Genomic DNA, 24,519 nt, shown 5'->3' with positions numbered 1-24,519 from the left:
TACGCTAAAGAAGAGGAAACGTGCTCAGTGCATCCACGGAGCCATCGTCAACGACCAGCGTCTGGCCGGAGACGAAATTGCTGTCGTCTGAGGCGAGGAAAAGCAGCGCGCCTATCAAATCGTCCGGCACCGAGTCGCGCTTGATCGCCCGGCTGGATGCGACAGAGACCGAGATCTCCTCCCCATCAGGGTGACCTTGAACGTTGGGCTAATCACCAGACCCGGAGCAATCGCATTGACGCAGATGCCGCTGCTTCCAAGTTCGCGCGCAATGGAACGGGTGAAAGCAATGACATCTCCCTTCGATGTCACACAATGGAGCGAGGTCCCCTTGAATGCCGTCCCGGAGGAGATGTTGATGATCTTCCCTCCACCGTTCTTTTTCATCGCAGGGGCCGCGGCAGTGCTGGCCAGCCATACGCCCCGCACGCCATAACGCGATCCCATTCTTCGATGTTGATCTCGTGGTAGCTCTGCATTTTCAAGACACTGAATAGCCCGGCATTGTTCACCAGAATATCGACACGTCCGAACTTATCTTCGGTATGCGTCACTTGCCTTCACCTTCGTCATGGCAGCGCCTGGCGCTCGCCTAGCTTTTTGCTGGAAACCGATCCGGTTCATCATACGGCGAATCGCGCGCTCGCGTTCAGTTCCGGGGCTGGTGCCGGACTCCAGGACCGATTGCCAGCCGTTGAGCACAGCCTGAAGCTGCTCATACCGACCCACCACGAAAACTTTCCATCGCTGCAACCAGAGAACGTCTCGCATCTCGTGGTGATACGCAGAACAGTTCACGATGTATTCGGAGGCGAACGGATTGATGTTGGACGTTCATGTGTCGGCGGAAACCTGTGCTTGCATCTTTTCTGTCCTGTTTCTTACGATCGTGCCCCGCCGTTCTCAGCGGCGGCTCGTCTCTCGCTCGGTTGCCGGCGAGGCTCCCGATATCTGGCGAGCGACAGTCAAACTGCTATTTGTAGGAAGTTGTCATCCCAACTTGGTGCTGTCAATAAATATCGCACAACAGTGCGATTTTTACGACTGGTCATCGGTACGATGCTGTAGCGAAAATCAGAAGTTTTCTTTACAAGTACGGCGTTGAATAGCCACTCGTGAGTGGTCATTGCGATTGGCCGGTGACGGTCGCTGTCGCCAGACGCCACACCGCGACTTCGATGACGAGGATCGGCAGCTCGCATTTGGCCCGGTCGCTTCGATAGGTCCGCTCGCAAGATCCTGCCTACGTCCACGCCCCCTTGCCGAACATTTCTATGTAGTGGGGGTTCTTGAACCTCGGGCACTTCTCAAAGGGCTTCGAATTGAGTTCGGCGAAGCCCCTTCCGGTACTATCAAAGTTCCTGCGTAAGCTGGGCCCGAGTGATTTTCCCCGGTACGCTCGAAGAGCGTGAACTCGGTACGGCGGCTGATCTTCCACACTTCATTGCGTCATTCGTTCGATCGCATGTTAGCCGCGATCGACATCTGGCGCTTCAGTCCGTTAGATCCTCCGATCATCACATCGGCATGGCCCACGTCAAGCGGCTCAGCATGCGCACCCCTTATCAGCGCGGTGGCGTAGGATGAGCCTGCCTGTTACCTCGCCGTTCTTGAGCCGAGATAGCGCGGCGTTAACCTTTGAAATTGGCAGATCCTCGACGGGGATCGGCAGAACTCCCCCTTTACTGACAAGGCTCACTAACTCTCTCAATTCACGAGGACTTCCTACATAAGATCCCTGTACCGTTAACGCCTTCATTGCCATCAGGGGAAGCGGCAGAGAGAGCTCTCCCCCAAAAAGCCCGACCTGCACCAACTTCCCTCCCTTGCCCAATGCATCAAAGGAAAACTTAGCGGTGCGCGAGTCGTTCACCAGATCGACGATAGCGAGAGGGTTCTTCGAGCATAGCGACACCAGGCGCGCAGTAACGTCGTTTCCTTCGGCGCGTAACGAAGCGGATGCACCGAGCAGCTTGGCGGTCGAGAGACGATCGTGATTGATGTCCACGATCACGATATTCCGATGGCCAAGAGCACGCAGTAGCGAAATTGCGGTGAGACCAAGTGCACCCGCCCCAATGATGACTACCGGCTCTTGCGGCGGAAGCGGAAGCACCTTTTTTACAGCCGAGTACGCAGTAATTCCAGAGCACGCCAGCGTGGCCGCGACGCTTGGCGACACCCCCTCTAAAGGAATGAGATGCCGCGAGGACGGAACCACTACGTGGCTTCCATAGCCACCGTTTTGGATAATACCTAGCGCGCGCCCCTCAACGCACATCTGATCCTCCTCTGCCAGACATCGATCGCAATGACCGCACCCAACCCAAGGGAACACCACCCGCTCGTCGCCGATGGAAACCCCCGATGCCTCCGGACCGAAGCTGACGACCTTGCCTACGATCTCATGACCCAAGGTCAAGGGCAGAGTGACCCCCCGGTCTTTTATCGACATGCGCCGGCCGCCGCCGAGATCATAGTATCCTTCCCACATGTGAAGATCGGTGTGACACACTCCGCAGTGAGTCACAGCAATCACAACCTCGGTACCATTCGGCACGGGATCCGCACATGTGATCTCCTCGAGGGGAGCTCCATTTTCAACAACGGCCCAAGCACGCAAGATGCATCTCCTTATTCGTTTGCGTTAGCACGTGCAGCGATCTGCCACGTTCAGAGCGTGCGCACAGCAGACACTGCTAGTCCATTTTAAGAGATCAAGTACTCAAGGTCTTCGATCGCCGCGAGGAAGTCTTCCTTAAATCCCTGAACGACCGTCGTGCATGACTGGACGCTATCAACTAAGCCGACCCCCTGGCCTACGAAGTAGCTCACCAGCTGGACCGCTTTCGCATTACCGGAATCGGCTGCGCGATTGATCGCCCGGAATGCCTCGTCGCTCACTAAGCTCTGTAGTGGCATAGCAAGGGCCCCCGGAGAGTTAGGATCACGATCCCACGCATCGGTCCATGCCGAACGAAGCTGCCGAGCTGCCTTGCCGGATCGGCTTTTCGATCTCACCGCATCGCGCGATGTCGCATCGATCATCTTTTGGCGAAAGATCTCAGTTGTTTCCGCTTCAACCGTCGCGAGCCATACAGATCCGGTCCAAACGCCCGCCGCCCCCATCGCCATACAAGCGGCCATCTGGCGGCCGGTCATAATTCCACCTGCTGCAAGAACGGGTACTTCGCGAACTTGTTTGACGGCTTTGATGACCTCGGGCACCAAGACCATGGTTGACACTTCGCCACAGTGCCCCCCTGCCTCCGTCCCCTGGACCACAAGGATGTCCACTCCGGCAGCCACCTGCCGTAGCGCGTGTTCTTTGGCTCCGACAAGAGCGGCGACAGGTACGCCGTGCTTACGTGCTTTCGATATCATTTCTGGCGGGGGAACGCCTAAGGCATTTGCGATCAATTTGATCGGATGCCTAAACGCTACGTCGAGGACGGCAAGCGCCCGCTCGGGATCATATGGCTGCCCAAGGTCGTCCGCAGCAGGTGTGTAAGTCAGCGGAACATCAAACTTCTCTAGCAACTCCTTGGCAAATTCGCGGTGCCGGGCCGGCACCCGCCCCTCCAAACTGTTGTAAGTGACGCTCCCTTCACCCGCGGTAGCGATGCTGCTCGAAATAAGAACGTCCAAGCCGTACGGTTTGCCACCCACGTGGTCATCGATCCATCGAAGCTCCTCCTCGATGCTCTCGGGTGTGTGTTGCAGCGCGCCAAGAACTCCGAAGCCCCCAGCTCTACTTACCGCAGCAACGACATCACGGCAGTGACTAAAGGCGACAAGCGGAAATTCAACACCGAGCATCTCACAGATCACAGATTTCATCAGCAATTCCTCGATATTGATTTATGTGTCACAAGCTTTGGACGTATCGCCTTGCCAGCCATTATCCGATGCGTTCGGGTTGTTTCGACCAGTAGCGATCGCGAAGAACGCCCTTTTGCAATTTTCCGCTTGGTTCACGCGGTAGCTCCGCGATGAAGTCGATACTTTTCGGGCATTTTATTGGGGAAAGCTTTTCGCGGCAGAATAATATAAGCTCCGCCTCTAGATCACATCCAGCTTCCAATCCATTGGCCAGTTGAACGACTGCCTTCACCTCCTCTCCGAACTCCTCGCTCGGGACGCCGAAGACTGCGACGTCACTCACTTTGGGATGATCTACGAGAGTATTCTCAACTTCCTGCGGATACACATTGACCCCGCCCGATACTATGGTGAAAGCCATGCGATCGGTGAGATAGAGGAAACCTTCAGAATCGAGATACCCTATATCGCCAAGGGTCGACCATCCTTTTTCGTTGTATGCGGCCGCGGTTTTTATAGGGTCTTTGTGATAGACGAACTTGCGCCCGTTAGCGAAGTAAACGACACCGGCGGTATTTACTGCTAGCTCCTCGCCGCTTTTACCGACAATTTTTAAGTCGGCGACGACAGCCTTACCCACCGATCCTCGGTGACTTAGCCATTGCATCGAGTCGATTGCAGCAATTCCATTTCCCTCGGTACCTCCGTAGTACTCAAAGACAATCGGACCAAGCCACTTAATGACTTTATCTTTGATGGTCGGGGCACACGGACCGGCGCCGTGCACTACGCACTTAAGGGAGGAAAGGTCGTACCTCGCTCGCGCTTCCTCCGGCAACTTCAAAAGGCGCACAAGCATCGTTGGGACCAGCTGCGTGTGCGTAACCCGATGTTTCTGGACAAGAGAAAGGAACGCCTCGGCATCGAAGCGTTCCATGACGATTGAGGTACCTCCCACAGCCGCAACTGTGAGGTTCGCTCGCAATGGCGCGCCATGATAGAGAGGGGCAGTCGACAGATATATCGTATCCGATCCGAATCCGAATCGTTCGATGAACAATTTGCGAAGAGCGGATTTGGATGGCGCATCGAACGGCTCATTGAGGAACGGCACTTTTACGCCTTTTGGCCGCCCGGTCGTTCCTGACGAGTACAACATATCGTAGCCGGCGATTTCGTCGTCGATGGGGGTATGTTTCCGTGAAGACAATTCATGATCCCAGTCGCGGTGTCCCTCGACCAGTCCACCGATCGCTAATCGATGCCTTACGCTCGGCGTCATGCACCGCAAGGCGCCCGCAATCACTGCGTATTTGTCTGAGGTTATGAAGACATTCGCGTCGCAGTCTTCGACAATGTACGCAACTTCAGCCGCCGTTAATTGAGTACTGACAGCAGTGTAGTACAGCCCCGCCCTCTGAGCGGCCCAGCAAATCTCTAGTAGCTCAATGCGATTTTCCAGCAGGAACGCGACATTATCTCCGGCCTTTAAGCCCAGAGCCCTGAATAGGTTCGCTCCCTGGTTGGATCGCTCCTCCAATGTGCGATATGTAACACGCGTGGTCGACCCCGCCACTTCGTAGGCAATCTTTTCTGGCGTACTCTGAGCGACGTAACGAGGATGACTCATTTGGAACACCTCAGAAAGTTGGGATAGACGGATGCGCGGTGACGAACGACCCAAGAATGCTGAGTACGTCCCTTCACGGAGACCTAGCGTCTTCACATCTTCCTATCACTCAAGTCAAAACGGCCTGTCGCGATCCTGCTGAAAAATCGCGATTAGACTGGAATAATACCTGCAGCGCGGATGAGAGGGAGAAGTCGCTTCTCCTCAGCATCTCGAAATTGAGTGATTTCAGCCACGGACGTCGGCCAAGGCATCGCGCCGAGCTCCGCGAACTTCTTTACGATGGTTGGATCGCGGAGACTTTTCACCGCTAGGCCATTCATCTGAGCGGTAACCTCCGACGATTGCTTGGCCGCCGCACAGAGAGCAGTCCATGACGTCAGATCGAAGCCTGGCATTACCTCGTTCAAAGAAGGCACATTGGGAAGAATTTCGCTGCGCACTGCGGAGGTCACCGCAATAGCTCTAACCGAGCCATCGCGAATTTGTGGAAGCGATCCCGACAAATTGTCGAAGAGCATCGGTATACGACCGGCTATCAAGTCCACCAATGCCGGATTTGCTCCACGATAAGGCACATGCCTCATGTCGACGCCGCCAAGTGATTTCATCATCTCTCCGGAGAGGTGAAGCGTCGTACCTATCCCAGGCGATCCGTATTCGAACTTCCCGGGATTGTTCTTCAGAAGCAAAAGCAGGTCGCCGATGCTCGATGCAGGCAGATCCTTGTTTACAACAAGGACATTTGGTATCTGCCAAAGACCGCTGATATAGACAAAATCTGAGGCGGGATTATATGGCAACTTCGCGAACGTGCCCACAGCCAGTGCATTGCTGGCTATACTCGCCATTCCGACGGAATAGCCATCAGGCGCCGCCTTCGCTACCGCATCTGCGCCTATTACGCCGCCTGCTCCTCCCCGATTTTCGACGATAAACTGCTGTCCGGTCAACTCGCTCATCTTCTGGCAAAGCACGCGTGACATAACGTCCGGCCCGCCGCCCGCGGCAAACCCAACCACGTAACGCACTGAGCGTCGCGGCCACACCTCTTGAGCCTTTGCGGTCCTAGCAGCGATTATAGATCCGCCAACCAGAGCAAGAGCACTCCTCCTTGTTATCATAGGTCCCTCCGACTTTTTTCCGTCGTTTGATTGAGCCACGTTGCACCACAACGCGCTGTATTGCTGCGCGGCAAGACATCCAAATCTAATGTGCGACCGGCAATTCTCCTTAATCACGTAGTACCGTTTATTCTGTCGAACTTGAGACAGAAGCGCCGACTTTTCTGGATGGCGTTTTTTTGCCAAGGATCGACGCTGCAGATGATCTTACGGGAAGGCTGCTGTAGCTCCACACTTTCGAACTAAGATGGCTAACATCGGGATCCAACCTTGTGACTTCCGCTTGGCTTACCGACACCAGCTTATTTTCCGCTCCAATTTGGAGCACGCTTCTCTGCAAATGCAGCTGCCCCCTCGCGCGCATCTGAAGATGCAAAAATTGGCGCCATGATATCTTGCTGTTTTGTCCACATCTGCTCATCCGTCCATAGACGCGATTCAACGATCGTCTTCTTGGATGCTTTGATAGCGAGTGGCCCGTTTTTGCTGATTGCTTCAGCCAGGATTTTGGCACCCTCAATCGCAGGTCCGTCAGTCAAGCGGTTTACTAGACCGAGCTCATACGCTCTTTGAGCAGAGAAAAATTCGCCGGTCAGCGCGTATTCCATCGCGATCCTATAAGGCATCTGGCGAGGCATTCGTATCAAGCCCCCTGCGCCCGCAGCTAACCCCCTTTTCACCTCGGGTATGCCGAACATCGCTTGTTTGTTGGCGATGATGAGGTCGCACGCGAGAGCGAGCTCCATTCCACCTGCGAGCGCGAACCCGTCGACAGCTGCTATGAGCGGTTTGGCTGGCGGAGCTTGAACCAAGCCGCCAAACCCCCGACCGGGTATCGATGGCCGATTTCCTTTCAGGAAGTCTTTCAAATCCATTCCCGAACAGAACGATCCCCCCGCCCCTGTGATGATACCGACGCTCAGATGGTCCGTGCCATCGAGGTGATCGATGGCATTCGCGATCGCTAGAGCCATAGCTGAATTCATCGCGTTCTTAGCTTCGCGCCGGTTGAGCGTGATGACGAATATCGTACCGCGCTCTTCCGTGAGAATCTGTGTGGCACCTGGTTCTGTCATGGCAATGGCTACTTTGTTCGGCTCCGGGCGGAGCATTGAGGATGCACCAGGTACAAGCTTACGTGTCTGCACGAGGCGGTCTTATGACCCTGCTCTGCTCTCTGCATCGGCAGAGCTCCAATCTCCCTCTTGTGCCATCACAAGACAGCCATGTTTTATAATGTCGATCTCTTTCCCGCACTGCGGGAGCGGCAGAGACCTAACTAATTTTCGTCAGTTAGGCCGCTCCTGCATAACGATCAATTGGCGGATGCTCATCACAGGAGGAGTTTCGTCAATGAGCATGGTGCACTGCGATGAAGATTCTCCCGGGGCTCTTTACGTGGAGAAGCTTTCCTTCAACGTCCGCCTATGCTCTCATCCTACTGCAACGGTTAGGACCGGCTCGGAGACCCCGACCTAGGCTACCGGAGCGTTCTCCGAAGGAGCGGCTTCTGACATTAGATGACGCGTGTCAGTTTTCGGATTGTCCGATTATTGATATTTTCTCCGCTGATACTGAAACAAAGCTAGTGGCATCCGCTCCAGATTTGATCGCAGAACGAGAGTGTTAATGGGTGGTCTGCCGATAGATCTTCGTCTGGTCCGCACCTTCATCGCTGTTGCCGACGAACGTCATTTCCGACGGGCAGCGGATCGCCTGAATGCGACGCAGTCCGCTGTAAGCTTGCAGGTTCGCGAACTAGAGCGCCGGCTCGGCGTCGCCCTTCTTCTTCGTGATAGGAGGAGTGTGACATTAACCCCAGCCGGGCAAGCGCTGAGATCGGAAGGGCAGGCGCTTCTGGAGCGATCGGAAGCGGTTGCCCGGAACGTCGTCGCAGCGCAGGACGGTCGTCGCGATGTTATCTCCATCGGGGGTGTCGGAGCTGCGACGTTCGAGGTCTTGCCAAAGCTGATCGAAGTCACGCGCAAGCATGCTCCATCACTCCAGTATCGTTTTTTCGAGATGAGTGCGCTCAGTCAACTTGAAGCACTAAGGGTGGGCGATATTGACATCGGCCTGGTTCGATCCGAGTTGAAGGCACCCGGCCTTGCCTTCAAGACCATTCAAGTTGAGCCGGTCGTTTGTCTTTTGCCGACGGGTCATCCGCTAGAATGCCGGAGCGAAATCCGCATACCCGAGCTAGAGAATGAACCAATAATCAACTTGTCACGAGAGCACGATCCGGCAGGTCACGACTTCTATATTTCGATCTATCGCGCAGCGGGATTTGAGCCACAAATTATTCAAGAAGCCAGCCAAGCCACGGCGATTCTTTTTGCGGTCTCGACCCTACGGTGCTTGGGACTTGGACCTCGCGGCTGGCGTGTACTGAAGCGTGACGGGGTTGTCATAAGACCAGTCGCAGAACCTATGCCGATGATTACGACTAGATTGGTTTGGAAACCGAGCAATTTGAAGCCCGGTGTCCGTGCAATACTAGAGGCGGCCGCGGAGATCGCCCCGTGCCTACTTTAGTGCCCGGCCCCTAGCGGGTCTTAAATCACGGGAATTGGACGCAAAGAAAGACCTGCGTTTCCGATCAGGAAGCGTATGCGAAATCCTGATATTCAGGCCCGGAGACCGGAACTGAGCCTGAAGGAACGCGAACGGCTCACTTGTCCCGGCGTGCAGGTGCGCGTGATGCCCCTAGATTCACGAGAACGTTAACAGCCAGCGGCGAGAGCAACGACGACCTAAGATCTCAAATTGGGGTCCCGCCGAGTAGATTGAAGCCTTGGTAATTCTGTGCGGCGATCCGATCGCACGCTGAACGGTACACATGGACGCCGCCCGGGTATGGCATGAACACACGCGGCTTACCGGGAACATTTGCGCCAAGGTACCAGGAGTTCGCCTTATTATAAAGCGTCTCTGCGGCCAGATTGTTGACGTGGGTTACCCAGCCCAGCTCGGCCTCCAGAAGGGGCTCGATACCATCATGTTGCCTGGCCGTAAGCCAAGCGATGCAGTCCGCGATCCATTCCACGTGCTGTTCTATTGAGAGGATCATATTACTCAACACCGAAGGGCTTCCTGGACCGGTTATGAAGAAAAGGTTGGGAAAACCAGACGTCATGAGGCCGAGATATGTTGCAGGCCCGCCGGCCCATTTCTGCTGAAGGGTCACGCCATTCCGCCCCTTAATATCGATCTTGAGCAGAGATCCGGTCATTGCGTCGAACCCAGTCGCAAAGATAATCGCGTCGAGTGGATTCATCCCGTCTCGCGTCCTAACGCCTCGCGATTCGATCCTCTCGATAGGCGAGCTTCTGAGATCGATGAGCGATACGTTTGGCCGGTTGTAGGTTTCGAAATACTGCGAGTCGACACAGATGCGCTTGGCCCCCAATGGGTAGGTCGTTGGCGAAAGCGCCGCCGCGTTTCGCGGGTCTTTGACCGTTGCTCGGATCTTGCCGCGAACGAATTCCGCACCCGTAGCGTTGGCCTCCTCACTTAAAAGCAAGTCTTTGAAGGCTGCAGTAAAACCTGTGCCCGCTGTTTTCCAAGAATGTTCGTAGACCTTCAGGCGCTCATCCTCAGAAACTTCTAATGCCGAGCGCTGGTCAGCGCCTGACGTCCTGAGAATGCCCACCGGCGTCTCGCGGGCGCGGCGCCTCCTTTCAGGGTATTCCCGCTTCCAGGAGCGCTCATATTCCTCGCTCATCGGTTTGTTGTTAGCGGGGACGCTAAAGGTCGGGGTCCTCTGAAAGACTGTGACGTTAGCGGCCTCTTTTGCCACGATGGGTATCAGCTGGACGCCTGATGAGCCGGTGCCAATAACGCCGACGCGAAGCCCAGTAAAATCGACCTTTTCGTGCGGCCATTGCCCTGTGTGATAGACCCTGCCGGCGAACGAACTCAAACCATTGATGTCCGGAATCCGCGCTGTGGAGAGACATCCCGTAGCCATGATGCAGAATTGCGCGGACAATCGTTCGTCCCCGTCGGTCCGAAGGTGCCACCTCCTCCCTGTCTCGTCGAACTCTGCACAGGAGATACTTGTATTGAAGCGTATGCTACGTCTCAGATCAAAACGGTCGGCGACGTGCTGCGCATATCGGAGTATTTCAGGCTGCGTGGCGAAAAGCTCGCTCCAGCGCCATTCTTGTTCTAGCTCAGCTGCGAACGAGTAAGAATATTGCATACTTTCGATATCGCATCTGGCTCCAGGATAACGGTTCCAGTACCATACGCCGCCAACGTCAGCTCCCGTCTCGAAGCCAATCACCGATAAGCCAAGCTTCCGCAGTTGATAGATCATGTACAAGCCAGCAAACCCAGCGCCAACAACCACCGCGTCCACTTGCTCGACGTCTTTGGTATCTGACATTTCCTTCGTTCCGGCCTTCGTTTTAATGCCATTGTTTGGAAAACGGCGCCGGGGACGCCGTTACATGATTAGCCGGGTCTTCCGTCAAGCCACCGGCTAATCAGATGAAATCCATTAGCCTCTTGCTCCGTATAGGGGCAATCCAGTAAACGCGATCACAGGATGAGTAACTCAATCACTGAATTTTCGCCTGTGTCGCGTTGTGCGATGTTTCCGCGGCGGACCGTCGTTTCATCTGAACGGCTGAGACATGGTCTGCCGTCCGCTTGAAGATTTAAACCTGATGCGTCCGTATTGCGTTGCCCGTTGGGAACGGATGGCACAGCAGTTCGCTTTGTGCCGACAAACCTTCTTCGCTCCCTGCGGACATGCCTCGACGGCCTGCATCAGATAAGATGCCGTGGACGCAGCAACGACGGCGCCGTAGTTACCGTCCTAATGCAGTAGAGCTCCCCAGGCGATTGTTCAGCCATGTCAGATACGCCTCGGGGATCGCAGGGAACAACACGCGCGGCCGAAAGGATGTCGTCGTCGTATCGCCGGCTCATTTACCTTCTATGTTCGCCAACAACGATCTGTAGGCCGCATGCGCAGACGTTGGGTGTGACGCATCGTCGTGCGTCAAGCACCGACGGGAGGCTTACGCCATGACCCATTCGCCAAGTGTGTCTTCGCCTTGGATAACCGAACCCTGGAGGCCAACAGCGCTCCGGTCCAATGCCGTTAATATTTCAATCTCGTGACGATTGCTTCCAGGAATTCGAGCCAGCAACCTCGCGCCCGACCGCGCCTTTGCGATCACTACCCCGAACTCGGGCTTGCTTTCGCGATCGTAGACCACGGTGTACGTCTCGATTTCTGCGGGGCCGCGATAGCCAGGATCGATCGGCGGCAGCGGTCCGCGGGCCGCATCTGCCGCGTCTTGAGTGGATTGGTCCTCCCGCGCCAGCCCGTCGACGTCGTGCGGTGGCGTACGCGATAGAACCAACGCGTGATGCTTCGTGACGATCTCACCCTGACCATACAGAAGGCCGGCCTCTCCCGAACCTCCGCGCAGCGAGCGCACCATCGCCGCCGCCGCATGGCTCATGTAATTGCTAAGCGGGGCTCCGAAGAATGTAAGTCCCCCTGTCACGGTCAAGGGTGTACTGCTAGAAAGATAGAGGCTACGCCGTGCCATCTTCGGAACGGTGGGGAAGCAACTGTAGAGTTCGACCATGTCGAAACCATTTGATCTCTTGTCTGACATCTTCGTCGCCGCGGCGAGTACAGCATTCATGGCAACCGAACCGTGATAGTGGTCGCGGGCTAGAATGTCGCGCGGCTCCCACGCAGTCGCGCCCCCGCGAATAAAGATCATCCGGTTTTCGGGAATTTCGAGCGCGCGCGCGCGCGCGTAGCTCATCACGATCAGAGCACACCCTTGATTGACCCCGGGCTGGGCGATCATCAGTTTGGTGTAAGGCCACGCGACAAGGCGATTAGCGGCTGAAGGCTCCGCAATCTCGCTAGCGCCGTGCACACGTTGCAACCAAGCATAGGGATTGCGGGCAGCAACGTGGGATAGGTCGGACCAGATTTGGGCCGATTCAGCGCACCCCTCCCTTGGCGTCTGTCCCCAAGCCATCTGACAAGCGTTCTCATAGAACGGATAGATTCTTAGCGGAACGTTCAGCCCATGTTCAAGCGTATGAGCACTTAGAACATCGGTCAGCCGAGTGACTTTTGCACGGTTCTCATCCTTTGTGGTCCAGGGAAGCTCGAGTCCCGCACGCGCCGCGGCATTGACCGCCGCAAAGGCCTCGGCGCCACAGACCATCGCGATCTCCGACTCGCCCCGGGCGATAGCACGCGCCACTGCGTGCAGGTGGGTGAGCGGCATCTCCCCCCCTATGCCGCCATAACTCGTCGACCGCGGCGACATACCTGTCCTTTGTACAAGACTGGCTGGAATATCCCGATAGGGCCAGGACATTACGTTCACAACGTGCAGAAGATCGACGCCGCATACATCTATGCCTGCGTCATCGGCGGCTCGAGCGGCGGCTGTCTGCAACAAATCGAGCGGCTCCATGGCCTCCATGGGGTCGTTTTGCCGATCGGTAATTTCGCCTACCCCGACGATCACAGGTGCGCGGTTATTCAATCTGTTGGCCACGAGAACTCCACTCGAAGATTGATGGGGACGAAATCCAGTAGCTGCCTCGGGAGCCGTCTATTATAGATGCGAAGCGGTCCGAAAAACGCCGCATGCCTGCTAGACAATTTTTTGCTCTTTGAGCAGTTCGTAACGCTCGGCGTTCATGCCAAGAAGTGTCCGGTAGACATCTTCATTATCGGCACCTAACTCGCGTCCGGCCCAGCGAATTCCGGGAAGAGATCCGCCTTGATCGAACTTCGGAACGATGCCGGGATGAAGCACACTACCGAAATTTTGATCAAAAACGCTCTCAAACGCCTTTCTCGCTACAAACTGAGGGTCCGCCACGCAATCTGCTATTGAGTAAACGCGGGTCGCCGGAACGCCGGCAGCTTGAAGAGTTTCTTCCGCTTCAGAAGCAGTTAGGTCGCCGGCCCATTTTCCGATGATCGCGTCAATCTCATACCGGTGCATAAGGCGCGCGGAGTTGTCGGTGTACCGAGCGTCGTTGATTAGCTCAGGCTGGCCTATGGCTTCAAATAGACGTCCGCAGACGCCGTTAGCGCTCGCGGTCACGAAAAGCCAATTATTATCTTTGCAGAGGTATGAATTGGATGGCACGAATGTGGCTGTAGAACTTCCTGCCGCCTCGCGGATTGTGCCGAGCACGCTGTAATCAGTGACCACGGAATCTAGCATCGCGAAGACGCTTTCATACATAGCAACGTCGACGCAACGCCCTTTTCCCGTACCTTTGACATCACGCTCGTAAACTGCCGCCATCACCCCGAAAAGTGCCTGCATGCTGGTGATGCTGTCGCCGAGACTGACACTGGCTCGCACAGGCGGACGTCGACCGGCGGTCTCCGGATCGGCGGTTATGTAGTTGAGACCACCTGCAGCCTCTGCGATGGGAGCGAACGCCACTCGATCACGGTAGGGCCCCGTCTGTCCAAAGGCCGAGACCCTGACCAAAATAACGCGGTCGTTTGCCGCCTGGAGATTTTTCCAACCGAGATTCCATTTTTCCAGTTGGCCCGCACGGAAGTTTTCGATCACTACGTCGCATTTGGACGCAAGCTCAAGTGCCACTTTCTGGCCTTCAGCTGTCCGCAGGTCTAACGTCACCAACCGCTTGTTACGGGCGAGAGACGACCACCACAAGGACTTTCCTTCGGAGCAAATTCCGTTCAATCGCATCGGGTCGCCGCCATCTGGTGCCTCGACCTTAATGACTTCTGCGCCGAAGTCAGCGAGTATTCGCGCGCAGAAGGGCACCGAGACAAAATGACCGAGTTCGAGGACGCGAAGCCCCGTCAACGGCCCGGTCATTCCCAAATCGCTAGCGAGCTGATCCATATATGTGTCCTAACTATCGCAAGCGCGATGCTGCACGTTACGCGTGGGCGTTCATTATCTACAGTCGACTGGCGTGTGGTTAGAAACCCATCTGCCTGCTCGCAAGATCCTTCATGATCTCTTCCGTGCCGCCGCCTATGGCGGTGACTTTGACTTCTCGGTAGATGCGCTCGACCTTGACGCCGCGAATGAACCCTGCGCCACCGAAGATCTGCACGGCTTCAGACGCACAAAACGCCAGGGTTTGCGTGGACAAGTTTTTCAGCATGCAGATCTCAGCGACCGGACTATCACCCTGATCGAGCCGCCAAGCGAGGGCTTCAAGCATGTACTGCGTCGCAGCAACCCGCTGGGCCATATCCACAAGTTTGTGTCGAATTACCTGATGTTGAGCGATCGGCTTTCCAAACGCTCGACGTTCCTTTGCGTAAGCGATCGCTTCGTCGACGCAGACTTGCGCAAAAGCTGCGCATCCTGCAGCCAGACCCATCCGCTCACTATTAAAGTTTCTCATGATGACCTTGAAGCCCCCCCCCTCCTGACCGATAAGATTTTCGGCCGGAACACGGCAATCGTCGAAGTGGATTGTCGCAGTGTCAGAGCACCACCAGCCCATCTTCTTCAGCGGCGTCCTGGAAATGCCCGGTGTATCCCCATCAATCAGGAGGAGGCTCACGCCGCCTGCTCCGAGCTCCCCCGTGCGCACAGCAACGGTCAGATAGTCGGCTCTCATACCGGATGTGATGAAAGTCTTCTCTCCGTTGACAACGTAGTGATCGCGATCACGGCGGGCCGTCGTAAGCAGATTGGCTACGTCAGAGCCCCCACTGGGCTCAGTAATGGCGAGCGCCGAGATCTTCCGACCAGAGATGATCTCTGGCAAAACACGTGCTTTGACCGCCTCATTTGCCGCTGCTGCTATGGGCGGAGCACCGATATTGCTACTAAACAGACTTGCTTTAATGCCGCCGGAACCAGCGCGAGACACCTCTTGAGCGGCGATGATCTTCATAAAGTTGTCCGCTGGCACGCCGCCATATTCCTCCGGCAACCCGAGACCGAGAAGGCCCAATTCTCCCGCTCTCTTGTACAGCTCTCTTGGAAATGCCTCTGCCTCATCCCACTCGTTGATGTGCGGCTCGACCTCTTTCTGAACGAAACGGCGAACCGTTTCGCGAAAGGCATCGTGATCTTCGCTATAAAACGGACTGCTCATTACTATTGATCTCCGGTTGAATTGCGCAATCGCACCAGTTTTAACCTACCATCACTTCTGGCCGGAAGGACGACGTGCGACGATCGACCGATTAAGGGTACTCTCGGAGGTACGCCAGACTTGCTGATCCGTCGAACCTATGTCGCGAGCTGTGCCGGTTCTGTTGCCTGATGACCCGGCGGCTCAATGCGGCTAGAGCTTCGGTTAATCCGTTTCTAGAACTGCGCCAAAGAATTCCCATTTTTTCCCCACGATACGCATCATCCGGAGCTGTTGTAGGGGAGCGAAATCCGTGGGGCTCGTGTTGATAGTTACTCCTGGAATCATTAAATCTGGCTGAAATTCACGCAGAGTCTGCGCTTGCCGCATGATATTTTCTCGCGTGAGGTCGTCTCCACATTGAACCAGAACCTGAATGAGCGTCTGCGCTGCCGAGTAGCCGTAAGCAACGTATTTATCGTTGGAATCCGCATTAGGCGCGTATTCGGAAAGGAACCGTTTGAATCGCTTTACCCCTTCGTCATCCACCCACTGTGCATCCGAGGGGTCCTTCAGGTAGTCGCTCGAGATCACGCCTTGCGCGTTTTCAACGCCGACCGGCTCAATGGTAGCACTTAAGGAAACGGCTATGTTCGGTATGATCTGCAGAGGCGTCCAACCCAGTTCCGCGACCTTTCTGATCGTTTGTGCCACCGACTTCGGCAGTCCAATGTTCAACAAGACGTCCGCGCCAGACGATCTAAGCTTGGCGACATGAGACTCTACCGTGGGCTCGGACACCTCGAAGCTTTCCTCAGCAACGATCATTCCTACCTTGCTCTGCAAGCCCTCCTTGAGACCTTTTAGGTAATCTCTTCCGAGATCATCGTTCTGATAGAGGATCGCAATTCTAGCATCAGGCCTCTCTTTCAGAATGTACTTTGCATATAATTTCCCCTCCTTTCGATAGCTTGGAGACCAACCCATCGTCCACGGATACTGTTTGGGATCATCCCATCGTGCCGCGCCTGATCCTACAAACAGCTGTGGGACCTGCCTGCCGTTGAGGTATTTTTGGATCGCGGCATTCTGAGACGTACCGACCGCATTATAAACTAGCAACACGCCGTCGCTCTCTACCAACTTCCGCGCCTGCTCGAACGTCTTCGGGGGGCTATATCCGTCGTCATAACTTATGAAGTTCAGTTTCCGGCCCGCGACACCGCCATCGTCGTTTATTTTCTTAAAGTAAGCCGCAGCGACTTTTGCCGTCGTACTCACCGCAGCGACCGGTCCACTATATGGCGCGATATTCCCTATCTTAATCTCGCCATCGCTCGCGCCCTGATCATACTTTTTTTCGGCTCTTGCGGTAGTCGCCAGCACCAAAACCGCAAGAACGGTGAGCATCGCGAGACTTTTGGCAGCTATACCCATCATAATTATCTTTCTATGAAAATATCGGAAGACGGGAAGAGGGCCAGACCACAGCCGCGTCAGATCGCTCCGAAATCGGTAGATCGACCACATTAACGCAAATGGTTTTACGTGCGCGAACACGTGAACGCTCTAACCGGACGATCTAATGCCGCGCTTGGCTCAGATCATCGTGGCGTTCGCGCAACAGATTAACTTTCCAGCAGTCTTCGCAATGCCGATCGGCGGATTTCCGGCGGCGAACCATCGGCCGATCACATATGAGGACAACGACATAGTTCATTCGAACCTCCCGTCTTCATGTTTTTCTTTGGAACCTGACGTTCGCTCTGACCTCGGACTCGCCGAGCGTTTAGAGAACCGCCGTTCACTTCGCTGCACGATATGTCAGGCTAGGGAACAACAACATGGCGGCTTTCTCATCACAGGATGAGTTTTTTCGAACTTCCGGCGGCGCTAATTGTCGAGGCTCACCACCTACTTTATCAGGTTGAGTGTCGGCGGCCTGGGGCTGTCGTACCCTCGCATTTAGCGCCGCTTGACTCGGCTATTTGAGGACTTCTGAGCGCATTCATCGAGCCTCTGCTTCAATTTCCACAATATTCAATTGGACCAACATCACACGCATCAATCAACGATCTGACTCCCACATGCATGGAAGGCCAATCGAGCTCAACGCAACCGAAGGGCTGCTCGTCGAAGAAAACTAAACATCCGGAAGCGGATCGAAAGAATAACAATAGGAGGGTTCACTGTGTCGATTCAGAGTAACGGTAATGCGCTCAATTCTAACTCGTTGGATGTAATGATTGTGGGCGCTGGATTCGCCGGCCTCTATTTAATCCACGAACTGAGAAGTCGGGGCTTCAACGTTCGCGCATTCGAAGCAGGCGACGGCGTAGGTGGCACATGGTACTGGAATCGTTATCCGGGCGCGCGCTGTGATGTCGAAAGCTTGCAGTACTCTTACTCCTTTTCCGATAGAATTCAGGAAGAATGGCAATGGACCGAGAGATACGCGAATCAGAACGAAATCCTTTCTTACCTGAACTACGTAGCAGACACGCTGACCCTTCGCTCACACGTCCAACTCGGCACAGAAATTAAGGCCGCTACGTTCGACGAGAATGAACGACGTTGGACAATCACCACCGATGGTGGCGAAACGTGGAATGCCAGGTTTTTGGTACTCGCCTGCGGGACACTTACTTCGGTCCGCCTCCCCGACATTCCGGGCTTAAAGGACTTTCGAGGCTCGACGCTCCATACAGCTCGATGGCCATCTGAGAATATCGATTTCAGCGGGAAGCGGGTCGGAATAATAGGAACCGGCTCAACTGCCATACAGGTAATACCAGAAGTCGCAGCAGCCGCGAGCCTTTTGACCGTCTTTCAGCGAACGCCAAACTTCGTTGTGCCATCCGGCGCTCAATATCTCGACCCAGACGAACTGGCTCACTGGAAGGCCCACTACCCCAAAATTAGGGATGAAAGTCGTTGGACGAGAGGGGGCGTTTACGATCCCAACCGCAATGATCAGAGCGCTCTGCAAGTTGGGAAGAGGGAACGTGACGAAAGATACTCAGCCGCCTGGGCAAAGGGCGGCGTCCTCTTCCAGTTCACCTTCAACGACATCCAAATAGACAACGAGGCGAACAAAACAGCTGCGGATTTCGTTAGATCTCAGATTCGCTCGATCGTTCACAATCCTGCGACGGCTGATGACCTAAGTCCAACCGATCACCCACTTTCCGCCAAGCGGTTGTGTGTTCACAGCGACTACTATGCGACGTTCAATCGACCCAACGTGAAGCTAGTGAACCTCCGACGCAATCCCATCCAGAGGTTCACGTCGAGTGGAGCAAAATGCGAGTCTCTAGACGAGATCCCGTTGGACATCCTCATCCTTGCCACCGGTTTCGACGCAATGACCGGTTCACTGAAGGCAATTGACATACGAGGCCGAAACGACGCAGCTCTCACCGAGGCTTGGAATGCCGGGCCAGTCACCTATCTCGGCCTGCAGGTCCACGGATTTCCCAACATGTTCCTTGTGACAGGGCCGGGAAGTCCGTCGGTTCTTAGCAACGCTGTCGTGTCGATTGAGCAGCACGTTGGCTGGATCGCGAAATGCCTGGAGGATCTTCGCACAGCTGGAAAATCTATGATCGAAGCGAATCTTGATGCTCAGAGAGATTGGGTGGACCACGTCAATGCTGTTGCCGACACAACGCTCTTTCCGCATGCAAACTCGTGGTACAACGGATCAAACGTGCCTGGAAAACCGCGCGTTTTTATGCCTTACGTGGGCGGAGTGGGTTCATATCGTAAGCGATGTGAGGAAGTGGCGGAGCGCGATTACGAAGGGTTTACTCTCGACTGAGCTTCGCGCGTCAATCCGTAAACTAAGCAACAGAGATCCTGAATGAAGCGCTATGTGGGACCAGAAGAATGACCATTGAAGTCGTTGGACTGGATGCCTGCGGGGCGTCGGTCCAAGCTGTAGCGGGTGACCTATGCCACTCGGATTCACGTGAGATTACTGGGTGCCTGCTGAGAGAAACCTGGTTGCGGTATTTCGCGCCGCACGTGCTCCGCATCGTCAAAGCCTGGGGACGCAAGCTCGCTCTTTAAGCGAACCCAATCATCATGATGGAGAACATAACTATCCACATCGTCGCCGTTCCGGCGACGGCATTCTCACTCCGCTGCCTCCGATTGCGGCGAGCTCGAACTGCGCGGCTCACCCGCCGCCGGAACAATAATCCGCAAACCTCGCTTCATATGAAGCTGTGGGGGCTGGCGGCGATAAATTTCGGCTCAAACAAACTCGGAGGCTTACAATGAAGGCTGATTATCAAGAGATTAAGAATATGAAGGAACTTCGCGTAGCTCTCATGCGCGAAAGAGCAAAGGCCCCCCAAAGCCTCGAACAATTTCGACTAGAATTTGAGACGATCAACGCGAATATCCCCTTGCCCGACGGCTGCAAAACCGTACCGATCGGTGCTCCTCGTGTATCGGGGTACTGTATTACACCGTCGGGATGCGATACGCATCGCGCCCTGCTATACCATCACGGCGGTGGCCACACCTTTGGTAGTCCCGAGAGTCATCGCCATCTGGTTGGTCGTCTTGCTGAAGCCGCGCGGGTCGTGGGCTTTGATATGTTCTATCGTCTGGCGCCAGAATATCCCTACCCCGCGGCTCTCGAGGACGCACTAGAGAACTACCGATGGCTGCTGGGTCAAGGATTTAAGCCCGAGAACATTATAATCGGCGGCGAGTCGGCGGGTGGGAATGTGACGGTAGCACTAGCATTGATGATACGTGAGCGCGGGCTGCCGCAGCCAGCGGGGATGTATCTACTTAGTCCTTGGCTTGATTTGAGACACCAGGGGGTATCGCACAGCCAGATGAAAGAGGCTGATGTCATATTAAACATGGAATTTGTTGAACGGTGCGCCGCGGCCTATTGTGGAAAGAGCTCAGCACGAGACGATCCATTCGTATCACCACTTCTTGCCGAACTTAAAGGTCTGCCCCCAACGATGATTCAAGTGGGAACCAGCGAAATACTCCTCAGCGATTCCCTCGATTTCGCAGCCGCGGCTGCGTTAGCAGAAATGGACGTTACTCTCCGGATCTGGCCTGGTCAGATTCACTGTTGGCCAATTTTCCATCCGGCGATGCCGGAAAGCGCAGGGCGCGCGATTGAAGAAGCTGCCGCTTGGATCAGCCAATGCTTGGCAGGTACCTTACGATGAGCTCAAATGTCTTTGCCCATGCGTCGCATCCTTCCGACGCATACCAAGGTATTTACAGAACATTCATACGGCTGAAATTTCGGAACGACTGGAGCCGGATTGGAGCGAAAGGGGAGCGCAGGAAATTCCCGGAGGATGGCTCGTCTCGACAATCTCTCCGCGCGAATTCTTAACACGCTGCGCCTGAAGCATGCGACGATTGAAACTTGCGTCGATCCTAGCAGTCGCCCCGCAAACCATGCAGTTCGTGTTTGATCACAAGACGCACATTCTAACGATGGAAGCTTCAGAGGCTCTTGGGGTGTAATCCGTATGGCCGCGAAGATCGCACTTGCATGTTACCCGGGACCGATCCGTCTATATGAGTTGATATTAAGTCGATCACATATCGATCAAACGCTCCATGCGCTCATGAGCGCTACTTCCCCCACCGCTAACCTGTCCTGTCGGATCGGACCAACTGCAAGTTATCACCCCCACGCCGCAGAGCCAACGTCGCGGGTCATTGACGAAGGCGGTGAGCGCAGCGCCGGTTGATATCCATGTTCGCCAAGAATTTCGCTTGGAATCCGCGTTCAGACAGTGGGATCTCGCTGTCTAGCCGAGATGAGTGGATCCTTTGCCGGAGGAGTATCGTAAACCTTGGCCAAACGCCCGGGCGAGGCCAATTCGAGCAAACCATATCATGGCAAGAGAGCCTGCGAGCGGCTCCGCGATCAAAAGCCCGACAAGAACCACCACCATCGGCGCGAGAGTCGCATGCGCAACGTTGTACATGCAGACTCCGGCTCGACGGCCGAACACATATGCGATAGCACTTAGATCGGGCGCGAAAAAGAACAAGGCATAATGTGTCAGAGGCGCTCCAGATATGTAATAAACGAATGTCATACCGACAAACAGAGCCACGCCCTCCCAGCGCAGCAATTCACGCACACCACCGGTCGCGGCGCCGCCTTCCTCAATCAGATTTTCGGCCATTATTGATCTTCCTCAATCGCGCGGAATTTTCTTGGCAGTCGATATCCGCGCGAAGACCCTGTATTAGGCGGCGAGGACTTTCCCTATGCGCTCACGAATTAAAGTGCGCACTTCCGGCGGCGTGTCTCTGTCGAAGCTCACGTCGTAGGCAATCATGGCCGGACGTTTCAGGACGACAATACGATCACCGATCTCCAAAGCTTCACTGATCGAGTGAGTAATGAAGACAGCGGTCTTGCCGTTTTCCTTCACTAAGCGCACGAATTCTGCCCGCAGCTTGCCGGCAGTGGACTCGTCCAACGCGGAGAACGGCTCGTCGCAGAGGAGTATCTGCGCGTCGGTCGCGAATGCGCGAGCGATCGAAACGCGCTGCCGCATGCCGCCGGACAGCGCGTGCGGATAGTCGTCCTCGTGGCCGCCGAGCCCAAGCTTGACCAGCCACTTGCGGGCCCGCTCTTTGCGGTCCGGCGGCGGATTATCGAGCATCTCGAGTCCCAATTCGACGTTCTGGATTGCCGTGCGCCACGGCAGCAGTCGGTCGCCCTGGAAGACGATTGCCATCCTGCCCCGGAACGTGTCGAATTCCGTGAATGGATCCCGGCCGCCTACTCGGACCACGCCCGACGTTGGCTCCGTAAGGCCAGCGATCATGTTAAAGATCGTGGACTTGCCGCAGCCAGTTTTGCCGAGCAGCGCCAGCATCTGGCCCGGCGCCACGTCGAGGTTCAGATGGTCGACGGCCCGGTAAGCGCCAACGGAGCCCTCCCGGCCGAATACCTTCGAGACGTCGAGAAGATGGATGGTACCTTCGTCTGCTCCCGCGCCGGTCGAATGCGTCGTCGTCCGTGTCGTGCTGATGGTGGCGGTCATAATGCACGCTCCGAGACGGCGCGGTAGCGGAACGCCGTAGTTTCGATCAACGTCAGCGCGCCCTGCACCAGCAGCACGAAGAAGACGAGCTGCAGCGTCCAGGCCAGCGCGCCAGCCATGTCGAACAGCTGCTGTTGCTGGAGAAGCTGGTAGCCTACGCCCCCGCTGGCGCCGACCAGCTCGGCCACGACAACGACACGTGAGGCGTTGCCCAGGTTGACCTTCCAAGCCGTCAAGATGTCCGGCAGGATCGCCGGCGCAACCATCGTTCGGAACATTTTCATCCGCGTAGGCCGGAACGAGAACACCATTTCCGTTAGGTCCTTCGACATTCCGCGCAGTGCACCGATCACCTGGAAAGTGAATGCCGGAAGCGTAGTCATGACCATGATAAAGAAGATGCGAAACTCGGTGCCATGGAACCAGATGATCGCGAACACCACCCACGACAACGCCGGAATGCCTTGGAACAAGGTCAGGATAGGCGACAGAAATTTGTCGACCGGCTTCGACCGTGCCATGACGAGTCCAAGCAAGCCGCCAATGACGAACGCGCCAGCAAGGCCAGCCAAGATGCGCAGCACCGTCGACGCCACGTTCCAGAACATCGCACCGTCCGAGAAAATCTCGAGGCAGCGCCAGAATACATCGATCAGGGAAGGAAACAGCACGCGCGGGAAGAACAGCGACGCGAACTGCCACAGGGCAATCACAACGACGAATGGCAAGACCGACATCACGATGCTCTTGATCCATCCGAGCGCCACGCCGGGCTCAGCGGATGGCGCGGGGTGAGCTGCGTCCGTCATTTTGCCGCCTCAAAGATCGTCGCAGCAGAAGGATCGGACGGCAGGAACGAGATCGCTTTACCGGCCGAATAGACCGACTGGATTTCCTTGCGGACGTCGGATGCCCATTGCACGTTCATGCCGAGGCGCTCCTTGTGGACGATCAGATCGGCAATTGCCTTCTGGTCATCAGGCGTCCCCTTCGGCGAGATCAACTTGGCGGCCTGCTCGGGGTTCGCCGACACCCATTCGGCGGCTTCCTTGTAAGCTGCGTAGAGCTTCGGGATCAGCTTTCCGTTCTTCTCGATCCAGCCGACATGCGCGGCCACCCCGAGATAGGGAATGTTCGTGCTACCCGTAAACTTCTTCCAGCTGTCGCCTATCCCGATGTCGATGGTGCGGATTCCCGGCTTCTTGGCGACCAGCGTCGTATAGGCCGGCTCCCACAGATGGATGGCCGCCGCGCGGTCCGCCATCGCGTAGCCGACAAGGCCTGGCGTGGCTGTATTGACCACGGAGAATTTTCCGGTATCGGCACCGAGCTGACGCGCGAACCAGTCGAACATTACGTAGTTGGTCGTACCCTTGGCCGCCGCAACCTCCTTGCCCTCCAGATCCTTCAGCGTCTTCACTTCGGGCCGGGAGGTGACGACCGCACCCCAGAAATCAAACAGGTTGAAGAGGTAGGCGACCTTGACGCCGCGCACGTCGGCCAGTCCGACAGTCAGCAGCGCCGCGCTGCCGCCGACCTGGAATTCTCCAGAATTGAACTGTGCGGTGTAGGCGTCGGGCGTGCGTTCCTCAAACTTGATCGCCAGGCCGTTCTTCTCGTCCAATTTTTGCGCCTTGATCACCGGCGGCAGGAACGCGCCCAGCGAAGGCGCGCCGAACACGACGATGGAGATGGACTCCGGCGCCTGTCCAAACGAGGGCGAGACCACGAAGCTGGCAGACAGGCAAACGAGACTCGTCAAGATTTTCTTCATGGCCATCCCTCCCAACTATATTTTTTGATG

General features: G+C 55.8%; 17 protein-coding genes and 2 pseudogenes. 3 read left to right on the top strand and 16 right to left on the bottom strand.

Annotated elements, in window-relative coordinates:
• Positions 1–4: 4 nt before the first annotated feature.
• The 7 genes and pseudogenes from AB7828_RS30085 to AB7828_RS30055 all read right to left on the bottom strand — a co-directional run.
• Positions 5–187: pseudogene (locus tag AB7828_RS30085) on the bottom strand (SDR family oxidoreductase); the annotation flags it as partial.
• Positions 115–512: pseudogene (locus AB7828_RS30080) on the bottom strand (SDR family NAD(P)-dependent oxidoreductase). The pseudogenes AB7828_RS30080 and AB7828_RS30085, both read right to left, overlap by 73 nt.
• A 1,034-nt stretch (positions 513–1,546) precedes the next feature.
• A complete protein-coding gene (locus AB7828_RS30075) occupies positions 1,547–2,623 on the bottom strand; it encodes an alcohol dehydrogenase (protein ID WP_441232014.1) in 1,077 nt (358 codons plus the stop codon).
• An 86-nt stretch (positions 2,624–2,709) separates the two neighbouring features.
• Complete coding sequence (locus tag AB7828_RS30070) at positions 2,710–3,840, bottom strand: nitronate monooxygenase (RefSeq protein WP_441232013.1); 1,131 nt, start codon at positions 3,838–3,840, stop codon at positions 2,710–2,712.
• Between the two features lie 61 nt (positions 3,841–3,901).
• On the bottom strand, positions 3,902–5,452 hold the full coding sequence (locus AB7828_RS30065; RefSeq protein ID WP_441232012.1) for an acyl-CoA synthetase: 1,551 nt from the start codon (positions 5,450–5,452) through the stop codon (positions 3,902–3,904).
• 152 nt (positions 5,453–5,604) lie between these two features.
• A complete protein-coding gene (locus tag AB7828_RS30060; protein ID WP_441232011.1) occupies positions 5,605–6,483 on the bottom strand; it encodes a Bug family tripartite tricarboxylate transporter substrate binding protein in 879 nt (292 codons plus the stop codon).
• 395 nt (positions 6,484–6,878) lie between these two features.
• A complete protein-coding gene (locus AB7828_RS30055) occupies positions 6,879–7,724 on the bottom strand; it encodes a crotonase/enoyl-CoA hydratase family protein (protein ID WP_441232010.1) in 846 nt (281 codons plus the stop codon).
• Positions 7,725–8,205: 481 nt separating this feature from the next.
• Here AB7828_RS30055 and AB7828_RS30050 point away from each other — a divergent pair, with 481 nt between their 5' ends.
• Positions 8,206–9,111 (top strand): LysR substrate-binding domain-containing protein, encoded by a 906-nt coding sequence (locus AB7828_RS30050; protein WP_441232009.1) that lies wholly within the window; start codon positions 8,206–8,208, stop codon positions 9,109–9,111.
• A gap of 226 nt (positions 9,112–9,337) precedes the next feature.
• Here the strand turns inward: AB7828_RS30050 and AB7828_RS30045 are convergent, their stop codons facing one another.
• The 5 genes from AB7828_RS30045 to AB7828_RS30025 all read right to left on the bottom strand — a co-directional run bounded on the left by AB7828_RS30045 (position 9,338) and on the right by AB7828_RS30025 (position 17,100).
• Positions 9,338–10,966, bottom strand: a complete 1,629-nt coding sequence (locus tag AB7828_RS30045) for a flavin-containing monooxygenase (protein ID WP_441232008.1) — start codon at positions 10,964–10,966, stop codon at positions 9,338–9,340.
• A gap of 640 nt (positions 10,967–11,606) precedes the next feature.
• A complete protein-coding gene (locus AB7828_RS30040) occupies positions 11,607–13,124 on the bottom strand; it encodes an acetyl-CoA acetyltransferase (RefSeq protein ID WP_441232007.1) in 1,518 nt (505 codons plus the stop codon).
• Positions 13,125–13,223: 99 nt separating this feature from the next.
• Entirely contained in the window at positions 13,224–14,465 is a 1,242-nt protein-coding gene (locus AB7828_RS30035; protein ID WP_441232006.1) for a CaiB/BaiF CoA transferase family protein, read from the bottom strand.
• A 79-nt stretch (positions 14,466–14,544) separates the two neighbouring features.
• The gene (locus AB7828_RS30030; protein WP_441232005.1) at positions 14,545–15,681 is read right to left on the bottom strand and encodes an acyl-CoA dehydrogenase family protein; all 1,137 of its coding nucleotides are present in this window, start codon (positions 15,679–15,681) and stop codon (positions 14,545–14,547) included.
• A gap of 204 nt (positions 15,682–15,885) precedes the next feature.
• On the bottom strand, positions 15,886–17,100 hold the full coding sequence (locus AB7828_RS30025) for an ABC transporter substrate-binding protein (protein ID WP_441232004.1): 1,215 nt from the start codon (positions 17,098–17,100) through the stop codon (positions 15,886–15,888).
• A 751-nt stretch (positions 17,101–17,851) separates the two neighbouring features.
• Here AB7828_RS30025 and AB7828_RS30020 point away from each other — a divergent pair.
• Positions 17,852–19,480: a flavin-containing monooxygenase gene (locus AB7828_RS30020; protein WP_441232003.1), complete on the top strand. Its 1,629-nt coding sequence runs from the start codon at positions 17,852–17,854 to the stop codon at positions 19,478–19,480.
• A 460-nt stretch (positions 19,481–19,940) separates the two neighbouring features.
• Positions 19,941–20,864 carry an alpha/beta hydrolase gene (locus AB7828_RS30015; RefSeq protein WP_441232002.1) on the top strand — a complete coding sequence of 308 codons (924 nt, stop codon included), beginning with the start codon at positions 19,941–19,943 and terminating at the stop codon, positions 20,862–20,864.
• Between the two features lie 597 nt (positions 20,865–21,461).
• On the opposite strand, the gene AB7828_RS30010 is transcribed toward AB7828_RS30015, so the two are convergent.
• The 4 genes from AB7828_RS30010 to AB7828_RS29995 all read right to left on the bottom strand — a co-directional run bounded on the left by AB7828_RS30010 (position 21,462) and on the right by AB7828_RS29995 (position 24,489).
• Positions 21,462–21,845 (bottom strand): DUF4260 family protein, encoded by a 384-nt coding sequence (locus tag AB7828_RS30010; protein ID WP_441232001.1) that lies wholly within the window; start codon positions 21,843–21,845, stop codon positions 21,462–21,464.
• 63 nt (positions 21,846–21,908) lie between these two features.
• Positions 21,909–22,715, bottom strand: a complete 807-nt coding sequence (locus tag AB7828_RS30005) for an ABC transporter ATP-binding protein (RefSeq protein WP_441232000.1) — start codon at positions 22,713–22,715, stop codon at positions 21,909–21,911.
• Positions 22,712–23,524 carry an ABC transporter permease gene (locus AB7828_RS30000; RefSeq protein ID WP_441231999.1) on the bottom strand — a complete coding sequence of 271 codons (813 nt, stop codon included), beginning with the start codon at positions 23,522–23,524 and terminating at the stop codon, positions 22,712–22,714. The genes AB7828_RS30005 and AB7828_RS30000 overlap by 4 nt, the downstream gene beginning before the upstream one ends.
• The gene (locus AB7828_RS29995) at positions 23,521–24,489 is read right to left on the bottom strand and encodes an ABC transporter substrate-binding protein (protein ID WP_441231998.1); all 969 of its coding nucleotides are present in this window, start codon (positions 24,487–24,489) and stop codon (positions 23,521–23,523) included. The genes AB7828_RS30000 and AB7828_RS29995 overlap by 4 nt, the downstream gene beginning before the upstream one ends.
• Positions 24,490–24,519 lie beyond the last annotated feature (30 nt).

Origin of the sequence: Tardiphaga sp. 215_C5_N2_1 (genome assembly GCF_052076055.1) — a bacterium.
Taxonomy (GTDB): domain Bacteria; phylum Pseudomonadota; class Alphaproteobacteria; order Rhizobiales; family Xanthobacteraceae; genus Tardiphaga; species Tardiphaga robiniae.
This window is presented reverse-complemented; position numbering and strand designations above follow the sequence as displayed.

Bases quoted from the DNA above. Each gene is read 5' to 3' on its own strand.
- AB7828_RS30070 (WP_441232013.1), bottom strand. From the start codon at position 3,840: ATGAAATCTGTGATCTGTGAGATGCTCGGTGTTGAATTTCCGCTTGTC.
- AB7828_RS30065 (WP_441232012.1), bottom strand. From the start codon at position 5,452: ATGAGTCATCCTCGTTACGTCGCTCAGAGTACGCCAGAAAAGATTGCC.
- AB7828_RS30050 (WP_441232009.1), top strand. From the start codon at position 8,206: ATGGGTGGTCTGCCGATAGATCTTCGTCTGGTCCGCACCTTCATCGCT.
- AB7828_RS30045 (WP_441232008.1), bottom strand. From the start codon at position 10,966: ATGTCAGATACCAAAGACGTCGAGCAAGTGGACGCGGTGGTTGTTGGC.
- AB7828_RS30035 (WP_441232006.1), bottom strand. From the start codon at position 14,465: ATGGATCAGCTCGCTAGCGATTTGGGAATGACCGGGCCGTTGACGGGG.
- AB7828_RS30030 (WP_441232005.1), bottom strand. From the start codon at position 15,681: ATGAGCAGTCCGTTTTATAGCGAAGATCACGATGCCTTTCGCGAAACG.
- AB7828_RS30025 (WP_441232004.1), bottom strand. From the start codon at position 17,100: ATGATGGGTATAGCTGCCAAAAGTCTCGCGATGCTCACCGTTCTTGCG.
- AB7828_RS30015 (WP_441232002.1), top strand. From the start codon at position 19,941: ATGAAGGCTGATTATCAAGAGATTAAGAATATGAAGGAACTTCGCGTA.
- AB7828_RS30010 (WP_441232001.1), bottom strand. From the start codon at position 21,845: ATGGCCGAAAATCTGATTGAGGAAGGCGGCGCCGCGACCGGTGGTGTG.
- AB7828_RS30005 (WP_441232000.1), bottom strand. From the start codon at position 22,715: ATGACCGCCACCATCAGCACGACACGGACGACGACGCATTCGACCGGC.
- AB7828_RS30000 (WP_441231999.1), bottom strand. From the start codon at position 23,524: ATGACGGACGCAGCTCACCCCGCGCCATCCGCTGAGCCCGGCGTGGCG.
- AB7828_RS29995 (WP_441231998.1), bottom strand. From the start codon at position 24,489: ATGAAGAAAATCTTGACGAGTCTCGTTTGCCTGTCTGCCAGCTTCGTG.